At 68.4% G+C, this 13,330-nt stretch carries 13 protein-coding genes; 6 read left to right on the top strand and 7 right to left on the bottom strand.

The features are described from left to right. Positions 1-33 precede the first annotated feature (33 nt). A complete protein-coding gene (locus IEW01_RS17755; protein WP_268236806.1) occupies positions 34-156 on the top strand; it encodes a hypothetical protein in 123 nt (40 codons plus the stop codon). A 164-nt stretch (positions 157-320) separates the two neighbouring features. Here the strand turns inward: IEW01_RS17755 and IEW01_RS07620 are convergent, their stop codons facing one another. Together IEW01_RS07620 and IEW01_RS07615 are read right to left on the bottom strand one after the other, a co-directional pair. Then, positions 321-1,724 (bottom strand): methyl-accepting chemotaxis protein, encoded by a 1,404-nt coding sequence (locus tag IEW01_RS07620; RefSeq protein ID WP_188527019.1) that lies wholly within the window; start codon positions 1,722-1,724, stop codon positions 321-323. Positions 1,725-1,777: 53 nt separating this feature from the next. Further along, on the bottom strand, positions 1,778-2,236 hold the full coding sequence (locus IEW01_RS07615; protein ID WP_188527018.1) for an iron-sulfur cluster assembly scaffold protein: 459 nt from the start codon (positions 2,234-2,236) through the stop codon (positions 1,778-1,780). 64 nt (positions 2,237-2,300) lie between these two features. On the opposite strand from IEW01_RS07615, the gene hisI reads away from it, so the two are divergent. Then, the gene (gene hisI / locus IEW01_RS07610) at positions 2,301-2,660 is read left to right on the top strand and encodes a phosphoribosyl-AMP cyclohydrolase (RefSeq protein WP_188527017.1); all 360 of its coding nucleotides are present in this window, start codon (positions 2,301-2,303) and stop codon (positions 2,658-2,660) included. A gap of 13 nt (positions 2,661-2,673) precedes the next feature. On the opposite strand, the gene gluQRS is transcribed toward hisI, so the two are convergent. From gluQRS to gyrA, 3 genes are all read right to left on the bottom strand, one after another. After that, entirely contained in the window at positions 2,674-3,507 is an 834-nt protein-coding gene (gluQRS, locus tag IEW01_RS07605) for a tRNA glutamyl-Q(34) synthetase GluQRS (protein ID WP_188527016.1), read from the bottom strand. 132 nt (positions 3,508-3,639) lie between these two features. Next, complete coding sequence (gene trmFO / locus IEW01_RS07600) at positions 3,640-4,983, bottom strand: methylenetetrahydrofolate--tRNA-(uracil(54)-C(5))-methyltransferase (FADH(2)-oxidizing) TrmFO (protein ID WP_188527015.1); 1,344 nt, start codon at positions 4,981-4,983, stop codon at positions 3,640-3,642. A 116-nt stretch (positions 4,984-5,099) separates the two neighbouring features. Next, positions 5,100-7,808, bottom strand: a complete 2,709-nt coding sequence (gene gyrA, locus IEW01_RS07595) for a DNA gyrase subunit A (protein ID WP_188527014.1) — start codon at positions 7,806-7,808, stop codon at positions 5,100-5,102. 241 nt (positions 7,809-8,049) lie between these two features. On the opposite strand from gyrA, the gene ctaA reads away from it, so the two are divergent. Beyond that, positions 8,050-9,210, top strand: coding sequence for a heme A synthase (gene ctaA, locus IEW01_RS07590; RefSeq protein ID WP_188527013.1), 1,161 nt, complete (start codon positions 8,050-8,052; stop codon positions 9,208-9,210). Continuing rightward, the gene (locus IEW01_RS07585) at positions 9,207-10,685 is read left to right on the top strand and encodes a carboxypeptidase M32 (RefSeq protein WP_188527012.1); all 1,479 of its coding nucleotides are present in this window, start codon (positions 9,207-9,209) and stop codon (positions 10,683-10,685) included. Before ctaA ends, IEW01_RS07585 begins: the two co-directional genes overlap by 4 nt. A gap of 48 nt (positions 10,686-10,733) precedes the next feature. On the opposite strand, the gene IEW01_RS07580 is transcribed toward IEW01_RS07585, so the two are convergent. Next, the gene (locus IEW01_RS07580; protein WP_188527011.1) at positions 10,734-10,955 is read right to left on the bottom strand and encodes a hypothetical protein; all 222 of its coding nucleotides are present in this window, start codon (positions 10,953-10,955) and stop codon (positions 10,734-10,736) included. Positions 10,956-10,975: 20 nt separating this feature from the next. Next, complete coding sequence (locus tag IEW01_RS07575; protein WP_188527010.1) at positions 10,976-11,629, bottom strand: alpha/beta hydrolase; 654 nt, start codon at positions 11,627-11,629, stop codon at positions 10,976-10,978. A gap of 150 nt (positions 11,630-11,779) precedes the next feature. Between IEW01_RS07575 and iscR the strand changes: the two genes are divergently transcribed. Both iscR and IEW01_RS07565 read left to right on the top strand, forming a co-directional pair. Further along, positions 11,780-12,265, top strand: a complete 486-nt coding sequence (gene iscR / locus IEW01_RS07570) for a Fe-S cluster assembly transcriptional regulator IscR (RefSeq protein WP_188527009.1) — start codon at positions 11,780-11,782, stop codon at positions 12,263-12,265. An 8-nt stretch (positions 12,266-12,273) separates the two neighbouring features. Then, positions 12,274-13,323 (top strand): cysteine desulfurase family protein, encoded by a 1,050-nt coding sequence (locus tag IEW01_RS07565; RefSeq protein ID WP_188527008.1) that lies wholly within the window; start codon positions 12,274-12,276, stop codon positions 13,321-13,323. Positions 13,324-13,330: the final 7 nt, after the last annotated feature.

The following is a 13,330-nucleotide window of genomic DNA, read 5'->3' as shown; positions in this document are numbered from 1 at the left end:
GGAACACCGGCGCCCCGAGAGCAGGAGCCTGACATGCTGAAAGAGATCAAGTCCGTTCTGTCCCGATCCTCGGCCACGATCTGGCAGGATATTGCCGGAGGCCTCGGCCTGATGGTGGTGCTCTACGGCGGGCTGCACCTGCCCGGGATGATCTGACCGAATTCTGCCTGCGGTTTTCCCGGTTCCCGCATCGTCTGTCCGCGATGCCGGCGGCCCCCACCGCCACCTGTCCACCCGGCCCCTGCCTACTGTCCCGGCCGGGCACCTGGAACCGACCGCACCACTGGCCGCCGCCTCCCCCCGGAGCGCGGCGGTTTTTTTCAGGGGATGCGGTAGGCCAGCCGCAGCCCGCCCCAGTGCCGCCCGTTCACCATGATCGGGGCGGAGGCATCCTTCATCATCGCGTATTCGCCGCCGCCCATGTCGCGCCGGTAGACCTGGACCAGGAACGGCGCGGTGTTGCGCCCGGCCTTGAGGCCGACCCGGTCGTCGAACATCCGGCGGTTTCGGGCATGGGCGGCATTCCACACCGGATCGCGCCTCTGCGGCTGCGAGAACTTGCGGTTATGCGTCGGCAGGTAGCCGTTCACATCGACGGCGGCACAGAACACGACCTGCGGGTCGAGCGAGAGCGCCGCCTCCTGGATCGCGGGAAGCAACCGGTCGGCCAGCGCGGTGAACGGGGCCATGAACTGCTCGGGGTCGGTGCCGGGAATCGGTGTATAGCGATGGTCGAACAGCGCGGCGGCCTCGATCTCCCCCTTTTCCAGCGCGGCCTCGAAGGCGGCGCCGATCCGCGCGGCGTCGGCCTGCACCCGCTCGATGAACGGCTGATCCCGGGTGCCGCCGCCGAGCGACACAGTGGCCTGCACCATCGCCTCGGCGTGGTTCGTCAGCCTGTGCATGGTTTTCGAGGCCTCCGAAATCGTCGCCGAGGCGGTATTGGCCCCCGCGCCGATGGTTGAGAACACGGCCCGAAACTGCTCGAAGGCTGCCGCCACGGCGGATTGGTGCCGGGTGAGATCATCGGCGCGCGTGGCGCTCGCCGCGCTTGCCTCGGACACCGAACGCACCGCTTCGTGCACCGACCCGGCCCGGTCGGCCACGTCGCCGGCGAGATCGACGACATCGCCCGAACTCGCCTGCATTTCGAGCACCCGCTCGGCCATCACCGAGATCCGCTCACCGATAACCTCGGCGGCGCGGGCCGTGCGCGCCGATAGCTCGTTGATCGCCTCGGCGACAACCGCGAAGCCGCGCCCGGCGTCGCCGGCGCGCGCCGCTTCGATCTTGGCGTTGATCGCGAGGATGTTGACCTGGGCGGCGATGGCGGAGATCTCGGCGTTCGATCCGGTGACCGCGTCGAGCGACTCGCGGATTTCGGTCATCTCGTCGGCCAGCGCCCGGGCCCGGGCGCCGATGTCGACGGCGTTGGTGCGATTGCTGGTGATCAAGGCTTCCGCGGCATTGGCCTGTTCGAGCGAGACGCGGGTCTCGGCCGTGACCGCGGCCATGCTCTCGGCCATGCGTGCGCTGGCGCCGGTCAGCCGGTCGATCGTGGTGGTGACCTCCTCGATCGTTTCGCGTTGCCGGGCCGCGATCTCGTCCACCCGGTCGAGGTTGGCGGACACCTCGACGATTTCGAAGCCGAGGTCAGCTGCCCTGCGGGCAAGACCCGACAGGCGCGCATCGGGCGCGGGAGTGATAAGGGGGTCGTGTTGCACGCGGGGCCTCCTGATTCCCCGCGCAGTCTGGCCCGGTCCGGGTTTCTTCCCGGTTAACGCGCCCCGGCCGCCGTCTCGGCCGAGGCCGCGTCGAAGGCGTCGAGGGTGGCGTCCCAGGCCAGCAGGATCGACGGATGCCGGTTCTTGTAATCGCGCGCCGGGCGCAGGGCCTCGAGCGCGTCGAACGGCGCCGGCGGGGTGGGGCCGTCTTCCTTCAGCATCGCCTCGAGCGCGTCCCGCCCGGCGGCGATGGTGGCGCGGTCGAGCCCGATCACCTGCCCGCCGAGCACCGCGGCCGAGGCCTGGCCGAGGGCGCAGGCCTTCACGTTCTGGGCGAACTCGGCCACCTTGCCATCGGCGAGGGTGAGATCGACGCTCACCGTCGAGCCGCAGAGCGGCGAGCGTTTGCGCGCGTGGCTCGCCGCCGTGGCGAGCTTGCCGGCATGGGGTATGTCGGCGGCGAGCGCGAGGATTCGCTTGGAGTAGAGCTGTTCGAGGCTTTGGTCGGTCATGGGTTTCCCCTCGGGTCTGCAGGTCCTAGATAGAGGTCGGGCACGGATTTGGAAAGGGAATGCCATGGGGTTCGATCCCGCAACTTTGCGTTACAACGAGGCGGGCCTCGTGCCGGTGATCGCGCAGGAGGCCGCCACCGGCGAGGTGCTGATGCTCGCCTGGATGAACGCCGAAGCCGTCGCCAAAACGCTCGAAACCGGCCGCGTCACCTACTGGAGCCGCTCCCGGCAGGCGTTCTGGATCAAGGGCGAAACCTCGGGCCACGTCCAGACCCTGGTCGAGATGCGGATCGACTGCGACCGCGACGCGCTCCTGGTGCGGGTCGCGCAGGAAGGCCCGGCCTGCCACACCAACCGCCGCTCGTGCTTTTATACCGCGATCCGCGATGGCGCCGAGGTGGTGATCATGGAGCCGATGGCGTGAGCGCCGGGGGCGCTCACAGCCCGAGCATGGCGCGCAGGCTCGCCACCGTCGCGCCCGCCTCGCGGTAGGCCCGGATCGCGCGCGCGTCGTCGCGCTTGGCAAGGCGCTTGCCGGTCTCGTCGCGGATCAGGCGGTGGTGATGATAGCGCGGGGTGGGCATCTCGAGCAGGCGCTGGAGCAACACGTGCAGCGGCGTGGCGGCGAACAGGTCTTCGCCGCGCACCACCTGGGTGATGCCCTGGGCCGCGTCGTCGACGACCACCGAGAGGTGGTAGGAGGTGGCGATATCCTTGCGCGCGAGCACCACGTCGCCGATGTTGGCAACCATCTCGTCCGGCCGGTATGCCTGCCGCCCCGCGCGCCCCGGCCCGCTCTCCTCGAACCGCACCGGCCCGGTCACGGCCACGGCGCGGGCGATGTCGAGCCGGATCGCGTCGCCCGGCCGGTGACTGGCCATCGCGCGGCCCCGGCAGGTTCCGGGATAGGGCGGACCATCGGGGCCGCTTGCGCCCTCCTGCGGGGCGGCGAGCGCGGCGCGGATGTCGGCGCGGGTGCAGGAACAGGGGTAGGTGAGCCCCATCTCCGCGAGCCGGGCCAGCGCATCGCCGTAGGCCGGCAGCCGCTCGGACTGGCGCATCACCGGCACCGGCCAGTCGAGGCCGAGCCAATGCAGATCGTCGTCGATCGCGTGCTCGAACTCGGGGCGGCAGCGCGGCCCGTCGATATCCTCGATCCGGAGCAGAAAGACGCCCCCCTCAGCGCGCGCCATGTCCCAGGCGGTCAGCGCCGAGAAGGCGTGGCCGAGGTGCAGAAGCCCGGTGGGCGAGGGGGCGAAGCGGGTGATCATGACCTGAAGCTACGGGCGAACCCCGGCGACAGCAAGACGCCCGCATTCTCCTTCATCCTGGCCAAAATACCTCGGGGGGCACGGGGGGCAGCGCCCCCCGCCCGGGTCGGCGCGCGCAGCGCGGCGAAATCCTCAGACGCCGGCCGCGAGCCAGCCCTGCCAATCGGCCTTGGCGCGGTCGGTATAGGCCTTGTAGCGGTCGCGCCGCCCGCGACGCCCCGCTTTCAGGCCCTCGACCGGGGGGAACAGGCCGAAGTTCACGTTCATCGGCTGGAAGGTCTTGGCCTCGGCGCCGCCGGTGATGTGGCTCACCAGCGCGCCCACCGCGGTGGTCGGCGGCACCGGCGGCAGGCTTCGGCCGGTGATCTCGGCCACCGCGAGGCGCCCGGCGAGCAGGCCCATGGCGGCGGATTCGACGTAGCCCTCCACCCCGGTGACCTGCCCGGCGAAGCGGATATTGGGCTTCGATTTCAGCCGCATCTCGGCGTCGAGCAGGGTGGGCGAGTTCATGAAGGTGTTGCGATGAATGCCGCCGAGGCGGGCGAAGCTGGCGCTCTCCAGACCGGGGATCATCCGGAACACCTCCGCCTGGGCGCCGTATTTCATCTTGGTCTGGAAACCGACGATATTGTAGAGCGTGCCCAAAGCGTTATCGCGCCGCAGCTGCACCACCGCGTGGGCCTTTTCATCCGGCTTGTGCGCGTTGGTCAGCCCCACCGGCTTCATCGGCCCGTGGCGCAGGGTTTCGCGGCCGCGCTCGGCCATCACCTCGATCGGCAGGCAGCCGTCAAAATAGCTGGCGGTTTCGCCGTCGTGGAACTCGGTCTTCTCGGCGGCGAGCAGCGCGTCGATGAAGGCCTCGTACTGCGCCTTGTCCATCGGGCAGTTGAGGTAGGCGCGGCGCTCGTCCTCGGTCTCGCCCTTGTCGTAGCGCGATTGCGCCCAGGCCACGCTCATGTCGATGCTCTCGGCATAGACGATCGGGGCGATGGCGTCGAAGAAGGCGAGCCGCTCGGCGCCGGTCTCGGCGATGATCGCGCGCCCGAGCGCCTCGGAGGTGAGCGGCCCGGTGGCGAAGATCCAGTGGCCCTCGCCGGGCAGCGCGGCGATCTCTTCATCCACGACGGTGACGTTGGGCAGCCCGCGCAGCCGGTCGTTGACGAATTGCGAGAACGCCTCCCGGTCGACCGCGAGCGCGCCGCCCGCGGGCAGGCGGTGGGTATCGGCGGCCTCCATGGTGAGCGATCCCGCCGCGCGCATCTCCCAGTGCAGCAGGCCCACGGCGTTCTGCTCGCTGTCGTCGGAGCGGAAGGAATTGGAACAGACCATCTCGGCGAGTTTGCCGGTCTGGTGCGCGAAGGTGGCGACGCGGGGGCGCATCTCGTGGATCACCACGTCGAGCCCGGCCCGGGCGGCGACCCAGGCGGCCTCGGATCCGGCCATGCCGCCGCCGACGATATGGAGTGTTTCGGTCATGGCCGGGATGTAGGCGAGCGCGGCGGGAAAGGGAAGGGGGCTATCCGCCCCCTCTTGGCCTCAAGGCCAATTCACCCCCGAAGGTATTTGCCGACCCAAGAAGCCGGGCCCGCGCCTCAGCCTTCGCTTTCGGCCTCCGCCTCGTCCACGTCGTCATCCTTCTCGGCGATCCAGGCCACCGAGACCACCTTTTCGCCGGGGCCGGTGTTGAACACCTTCACCCCGCCGGCGCCGCGCGAGCGGAACGAGATCCCCTCGATCGGGCAGCGGATCGACTGGCCGGTGGAGGTGGCGAGCATGACCTGGTCGTCCATCCCGACCGGGAAGGCCGCGACCAGCTCGCCGCCGCGCATCGCCTTGTCGGCGGCCTGCACGCCCTGGCCGCCACGACCGCGCACCGGGTAATCGTGGCTCGACGACAGCTTGCCGGTGCCGGCTTCGGTGATGGTGAGGATGAGGTCTTCGGCGGCGCGCATCTCCTCGAACCGCTCGGGGCTGATATCGCCCACGGGTTCGTCTTCGGCGCCCTCGTCGTCGGCCCCGGCCAGCGCGCGGCGCATCTTGAGATAGGCGGCGCGTTCGTCGGAACTGGCCTCGAAATGGCGGATCACCGCCATCGACACCACCCGGTCATCGGGCGAGCGCAGGCGGATGCCGCGCACGCCGGTGGAGGAGCGGCCCTGGAACACCCGCACGTCGGTGCTGGGGAAGCGGATCGCGCGGCCGGAGGCGGTGACCAGCATCACGTCGTCGTCCTCGGTGCAGATCCGGGCGTTCACCAGTTCGACCCCCTCGGGCAGTTTCATCGCGATCTTGCCGTTGCGCATCACGTTGGTGAAATCCGACAGCGCGTTGCGCCGCACGTCGCCGGTGGAGGTGGCGAAGACGATCTGGAGATTGCCCCACTCCTCCTCCGGCGCGTCCACCGGCATGATCGCGGCGATGCTCACGCCCTGCGGGATCGGCAGGATGTTGACGATCGCCTTGCCGCGCGCGGTGCGTCCGCCGAGCGGCAGGCGCCAGCACTTGAGCCGGTAGACCATGCCGTCGGTGGTGAAGAACAACAATTGAGTATGGGTATTGGCCACGAAGAGCGTGGTGACCACGTCTTCTTCCTTGGTGGCCATGCTGGAAAGGCCCTTGCCGCCGCGCCGCTGGGCGCGGAAATCGGCCAGCGGCGTGCGCTTGGCCCAGCCCGACTGGGTGATCGTCACCACCATGTCTTCGCGCTCGATCAGGTCTTCGTCGTCCATGTCGCCCGACCAGTCGACGATCTCGGTGCGGCGCGGCACGGCGTAGGCGTCCTTCACCGCGCGCAACTCGTCGGAGATGATCGCCATGATCCGTTCGCGCGAGCGCAGGATATCGAGGTAGTCCTTGATCTTCGCTGCCAGGTCCTCGAGCTCGTCGGTGACTTCCTTCACCCCCAGCTGGGTGAGGCGCTGCAGCCGCAGGTCGAGGATCGCGCGGGCCTGGGTTTCCGACAGGTTGTAGGTGCCGTCGTCGTTCATCTTGTGGGTCGGGTCGTCGATCAGCGCGATGAAGGGCGCGATCTCTCCCGCCGGCCAGCGCCGGGTCATCAGCTTTTCGCGCGCCTCGGCGGCGTCCGTCGAGCTGCGGATCGTCGCCACCACCTCGTCGACGTTCGACACCGCCACCGCGAGGCCGACCAGAACGTGGCTGCGCTCACGCGCCTTGCGCAACAGGAAGGCCGTGCGCCGCGCCACGACTTCCTCGCGGAAGCTGATGAAATAGCTCAGGAAATCGCGCAGCGTGAACTGCTCGGGGCGGCCGCCGTTGAGCGCCAGCATGTTGCAGCCGAAGGAGGTTTGCAGCGGGGTGAAACGGAACAGCTTGTTCAGCACCACCTCGGGCGTAGCGTCGCGCTTGAGTTCGATCACCACCCGCACGCCGACGCGGTCGCTCTCGTCCTGGATCGCCGAGATGCCGTCGAGCTTCTTTTCGCGCACGAGATCGGCCATCTTCTCGATCATCGTGGCCTTGTTGACCTGGTAGGGGATCTCGTCGACGACGATGGCGTAGCGGTCCTTGCGGATCTCCTCGATCCGGGTTTTCGCCCGGATGATCACCGAGCCGCGCCCCTCGGCATAGGCCTTGCGCGCGCCGGACCGGCCGAGCATCAGCGCCCCGGTGGGAAAATCGGGGCCGGGGATCCACTCCATCAGCTGCATCGAATCGAGATCGGGGTTCTCGATCAGCGCCAGCGTGGCGTCGACCACCTCGCCGAGGTTGTGCGGCGGGATGTTGGTGGCCATGCCCACGGCGATACCGCCGGCGCCGTTGACCAGCATGTTGGGGAAGCGGGCCGGGAGCACGGTGGGCTCGCTGTCCTTGCCGTCGTAGTTGTCCTGGAAATCGACGGTGTCTTTCTCGATATCCTCGAGCAGGGCCTGCGCCGGCTTGTCCATGCGCACTTCGGTGTAACGCATGGCCGCCGGTGGGTCGCCGTCCATCGAGCCGAAGTTGCCCTGGCCATCGAGCAGCGGCAGGCTCATCGAGAAATCCTGCGCCATCCGCACCAGCGCGTCGTAGATCGCGCTGTCGCCGTGCGGGTGATACTTGCCCATCGTGTCGCCCACCGCGCGGGCGGACTTGCGATAGGGTTTGTCGTGGCTGTTGCCGCCCTCGTGCATGGCGTAAAGAATGCGCCGGTGCACCGGTTTCAGACCGTCGCGCAGGTCGGGAATGGCGCGGCTCACGATCACGCTCATCGCGTAATCGAGGTAGGAGGTGCGCATTTCCTGCTCGATCGAGATCGAGGGGCCGTCGTGGACGGGGCGCTCGGGAGGGGTTTCGCCAGGCATTCCAGGTCTTTCCGGGGTGTCGTTCACGTTGTCCGCCGTATTGTTCTTGCTGTGGTTTCGCGCGTCGAGGACACACAGGATATGGGTCGGCCGCTTATACCACCCACAAGCCTTTGGGTGCAATGGAGGGGCGCGGTTTTTCCGCCCCGATCCGCCCGGGGACGGGCGATTTCGCGCATTCGTGCCTTGGCATTCCCGCCCCGCTCCGTAAATATCGCCGCAACCGCGAAAGGGGGGAGCCATGGCAGGCAAGCGCAGCATATTCCAGGAGGTGGACGAGGCGGGCACGGACCAGCGCAAGCCACCGCAAACCGGCATGATCGACAAGGGCGGCGCGCTCGGTGCGCGCAAGGCGATCCGGGCCTGGCTCGTCGCGCTCTTCGCGCTGGTCGTGGTGATGATCCTTGTCGGCGGCCTCACCCGGCTGACCGAGTCCGGTCTTTCGATCACCGAGTGGGCGCTGGTGATCGGCACCCTGCCGCCGCTGAGCCCGGAGGATTGGGCGCTGGCCTTCGCCAAGTACCAGGAAACGCCGGAGTTCCGGCTGGTGAACCACGCGATGACGCTCGACGAGTTCAAGGTGATCTTCTGGTGGGAATGGGGGCACCGCTTCCTCGGCCGGATCATCGGGCTGGTCTGGATCACGGGGTTCCTCGGCTTCTGGGCCGCGGGCCGGATACCCGCGGGCTGGGCGCGGCGGCTGCTCGCCATCGGCGTGCTGATCGGGGTGCAGGGCGCGGTGGGCTGGTGGATGGTGGCCTCCGGCCTCGTCGGCGACCGCACCTCGGTGGCCTCCTACCGGCTGGCGATTCACCTCGGGCTGGCCTTCGTGATCCTCGGCCTGCTGGCCTGGGGCGTACTCGAACTGTCGCGGACGCAGGCCGAGCTGTTGCAGGCGCGGCGGCTGCGCGAGACGCGCCTGTTCGGACTCGGCACCGGCCTGATGCATTTCACCCTGCTGCAGATCGTGCTCGGGGCACTGGTGGCGGGGATCGACGCCGGCCGCAGCTACACCGACTGGCCGCTGATGGCGGGGCAGATCATCCCGCCCGATCCCTTCGACATCGAGCCGCTGTGGCGCAACTTCTTCGAAAATCCCGGTCTGGTGCAGTTCATCCACCGGGTGGTGGGCTACCTGCTCATCATCTTCGCGCTGGTGGCGTTCCTGCGTTCGCGCGGCGCGGCTTCGCGGGCCGTGCGCACCGGCTTCACCGTGGCCGCGGTGGTGCTGGTGGCGCAGATGGTGCTGGGGATCGTCACCGTTCTCAACGGCGCGCATCTGCACGTGGCGATCACCCACCAGGCCGGGGCGATCCTTGCCTGGGTGGTGGTTCTCGTGGCACGGTTCCGCGCGGGCTATCCGCCGGCGCAATCGGTCCGGGGCCGGGGAGAGAAAGCATGAGCCATTATGACGACCTGATGGCCTTCGAGCGCCAGACCCAGGCGCTGGAGCAGATCGCCGGCAGGCTCGGCTGGGACCAGGAAACCGTGATGCCGCGCGGCGCGGCGCCGCAGCGGGCCGAGGAGGCCGAGGCGCTCAGCCACGTGCTGCACGCCCGCCACACCGATCCGCGGGTGGGCGAGTGGTTGCAGTCGATCGACGCGGCCAGCCTCGATCCGGTGGGGCAGGCCAACCTGCGCCACATCCGCCGCCGCTTCGATCGCCAGACCCGGGTGCCGGTGGCGCTCGCGGGCGAGTTGGCCCGGGTGACGGCGGAATCGCAGGGCCTGTGGGCCGAGGCGCGCGCGGCCGACGATTTCGCCGGGTTCGCGCCGACGTTGGCGCGGATCGTGGCGCTCAAGCGCGACGAAGCACAGGCGCTGGCCGCCGGGGGCGACCCCTACGACGCGCTGCTCGACGATTACGAGCCCGGCGCCAGCGCGGCGGAACTGGAGGCGATGTTCGCGGCGCTGCGCCCCCGGCTGGTGGCCTTGCGCGATCGGGTTCTGGGGGCGGAGCACCAGCCCGAGCCGCTCACCGGCAAGTTCAACGAAAAGGCGCAGATGAAGCTCACCCGCGATCTCGCCCGCGCCTTCGGCTACGACATGGCGCATGGCCGGGTCGACAAGGCGGTGCACCCGTTCTCCTCCGGCTCGGGGCTCGACGTGCGGATCACCACCCGCACCAGCCCGACCGACCCGTTCGGCGCGGTCTATTCCACGATCCACGAGACAGGCCACGCCTGTTACGAGCAGAACATCGACCGCGCCCACCTGCTGACGCCGCTGGGACAGGGCGTGTCGATGGGTGTGCACGAGAGCCAGAGCCGGATCTATGAAAATCAGCTCGGCCGCTCCCAGGCCTTCACCGGCTGGCTGTTCGAGCGCTTCCGGGTCGCCTTCGGCGAGATGAACGTGGCCGACGCGGAAAGCTTCTGGCGCGCCGCCAACCGGCTGCACCCGGGCTATATCCGCACCGAGTCGGACGAGGTGCAATATAACCTCCACGTGCTTCTGCGCTTCGACCTCGAACGCGACATGATCGCGGGCAAGCTCGCGGTGGCGGATCTGGAAGAGGCTTGGAACGCGCGTTTCGAGGCCGATTTCGGCGTGGCGGTCGACAAGGCCTCGCACGGTTGCCTGCAGGACGTGCACTGGTCGGTGGGATTGTTCGGCTATTTCCCGACCTACTCGCTCGGCAATGTCTACGCCGGCTGCCTCTACAAGACGATGAGCGCGGAGATGCCCGATCTCGACGAGCACCTCGCGCGGGGCGACGCCGGCAGGGTCACCGCCTGGCTTGGCGAGCGCGTGCAGCGCCACGGCGGACTCTACGAGCCGAAGGAGCTGATCACCCGCGCCTGCGGCAAAGCCCCCGACGAGGCGCCGCTGCTCGATTACCTCGAGGAGAAATTCGCGGCGCTCTACCGGCTGTGACGCAGGCCCGGAGCGCGTCGGCGCGGCGCAGAACCCCTGCGGGCGGCCTCAGCCGCCGGCGTGGGCGCGCCGCTTCTGCTCGAGCAAGGCGAGCGCCCGGCCTTCGGCGCGCCGCACCCGCACGGCCGTCATGTAGGCTTCTTCGAGCGTCGTCGAGGACGTGCCGATCACTTTCTTGATCTCTTCCACCACCTCCTCGTCGCCGGTTTCGGCCACCAGCGCGAGCACCTCCTGCGCGAGCTTGTCGGCAACGTCGTCCTGAAGCCCCATGTCGTTCTCCCGTTCCTCTGTCAGCGCGTGGATTCGGTGAGGCGGCGGCGCACGTAGCCATCGACCGCGCTGAGCATCGTGTCGAGATGATCGTTCTCGAAGAAGTGGCCCGCGCCCTCGACCTCGGTATGGGTGATGGTGATGCCCTTCTGCTCGTGCAGCTTGTCGACGAGGGCATGGGTATCGGCCGGCGGCGCCACACGGTCGGCGGTGCCGTTGATGATCAGCCCCGACGCCGGGCAGGGCGCCAGGAAGGAGAAATCATACATGTTGGCCGGCGGGCTCACGCTGATGAACCCGGTGATCTCCGGGCGGCGCATCAACAGTTGCATCCCGATCCAGGCCCCGAAGCTGAACCCCGCCACCCAGCAGTGCTTGGCGTTCTGGTTCATCGACTGCAGGTAATCGAGCGCGGAGGCGGCATCGGACAACTCGCCCACGCCCTGGTCATACTCGCCCTGGCTGCGGCCGACGCCGCGGAAGTTGAACCTGAGCACGTTGAAGCCCATCCGGTGGAAGGCATAGTGCAGGTTGTAGACAACCTTGTTGTTCATCGTGCCGCCGAACTGCGGATGCGGATGCAGGACGATGGCGATCGGCGCGTCCTTCTCACGCTGCGCGTGGTAGCGGCCTTCGAGCCGGCCCTCGGGGCCGGGAAAAATCACCTCGGGCATATTTTCTCGGTCTCTCCTCAAGCCCGCATTTCTTGACGGAAAAAGTCGGGCACCCTAATACGGTTCCATTCCCGCCGCGTGAGCGGAGAAGGCGTCCTTGTTCACATATTGGCGAGGGGGCCGAACGTCAATGTTCCGAGGGGTATGGGCATGAAGCTTTCCACCAAGGGCCGCTACGCGATGGTAGCGCTTTCCGATCTTGCGATGCAGGACGACGGCACGCTGCTTTCGCTCACCGATCTGTCGCAGCGCCAGAATATCTCGCTGCCCTACCTCGAACAGCTGTTCGTGAAACTGCGCCGGGCGGGGCTGGTCGAAAGCGTGCGCGGGCCGGGCGGCGGCTATCGCCTCGCCAAGCCCTGCGCCGAGATCCGGGTGTCGGAGGTGCTCGAAGCGGTCGACGAGACGGTGAGCGCGATGCACACCGGGGCAGGGGCTTCGGGTGCGCGCTCCGGCTCGAAGGCCCAGAGCCTCACCAACCGGCTGTGGGAAGGGCTCTCGGCGCATGTCTACGTCTTCCTGCACCAGACCCGGCTTTCCGACATCGTGCACAACGAGCTCGCGCCCTGTCCGGCGGTGCCGTCGATCTTCCATGTCGTCGACGAGGTGCATGCACCCGCCGAGGACGAGGCCTGAGGCCCGGGGTGGCGCGCAGCTATCTCGACTGGAACGCCACGGTGCCGCTGCGGCCCGAGGCGCAGGCAGCCATGCTCGCGGCGATGGAACTGGCGGGCAACCCCTCCAGCGTTCATGCCGAGGGGCGCGCGGCCAAGGCGCTGATCGAGAAGGCGCGCCGGCAGGTGGCCGCGGCGGTCGGCGCCGAGGGGGCGGATATCGTCTTCACCTCCGGCGCGACGGAAGCGGCGGCGCTGGCGCTGGCCGGGCGCGGCCTTGCCTGCGCCGGGGTTGAACATGACGCCGTCCGGGCCTGGTGCGAGGAAACGCTGGCTTGCGATGCCCAGGGCCGGGTGACGGTGCCCGACCCGGCGCGCGCCACGCTGCAACTGTCCAATTCCGAGACCGGGGTGATCCAGACTTTGCCCGAGGGCCTCGCCGTCACCGATGCGACACAGGCCTTCGGCAAGATCCCCTTCGCCTTCAACTGGTCGGGCGCCGACATGGCGCTGATCTCGGCCCACAAGATCGGCGGGCCGAAGGGGATCGGCGCGTTGATCCTGCGGCGCGGGCTGAACGTCGAACCCGGCATCCGCGGCGGCGGTCAGGAGATGGGGCGGCGCTCGGGCACGGAAAACCTCATAGGAATCGCGGGTTTCGGGGCCGCGGCCGAAGCAGCGGCGCGCGATCTGGAGGCCGGAGAATGGGATCGCGTGGCCGAACTTAGAAATATTCTAGAAAAAAATGTTGCCGAATCCACAAAAGAGACTATTTTTGTCGGGAAAGACGCGAACAGGCTCCCGAACACCTCGTGTTTCATCACCCCGGGGTGGAAAGGGGAGACACAAGTGATGGTGATGGACTTGGCGGGGTTCGCCGTTTCGGCGGGCTCCGCCTGTTCCTCGGGCAAGGTCCGTGCCAGTCGCGCGCTCAAGGCCATGGGCTTTGATGACGCGGCGGCGGCGAGCGCGATCCGCGTTTCGATCGGGCCGCAGACGTCGGAGGACGAGGTTCTGCGCTTCGTGGATGCGTGGCGCCGGGAACACGAGAAATTTCAAGCCCGTGCGCGGGTGCGTTGAAGTTGAA

Origin of the sequence: Sinisalibacter lacisalsi (assembly GCF_014640115.1) — a bacterium.
Classification (GTDB): domain Bacteria; phylum Pseudomonadota; class Alphaproteobacteria; order Rhodobacterales; family Rhodobacteraceae; genus Sinisalibacter; species Sinisalibacter lacisalsi.
The sequence above is the reverse complement of the archived record's forward strand: the minus strand, read 5'-3'. Positions and strand labels throughout refer to the sequence as shown.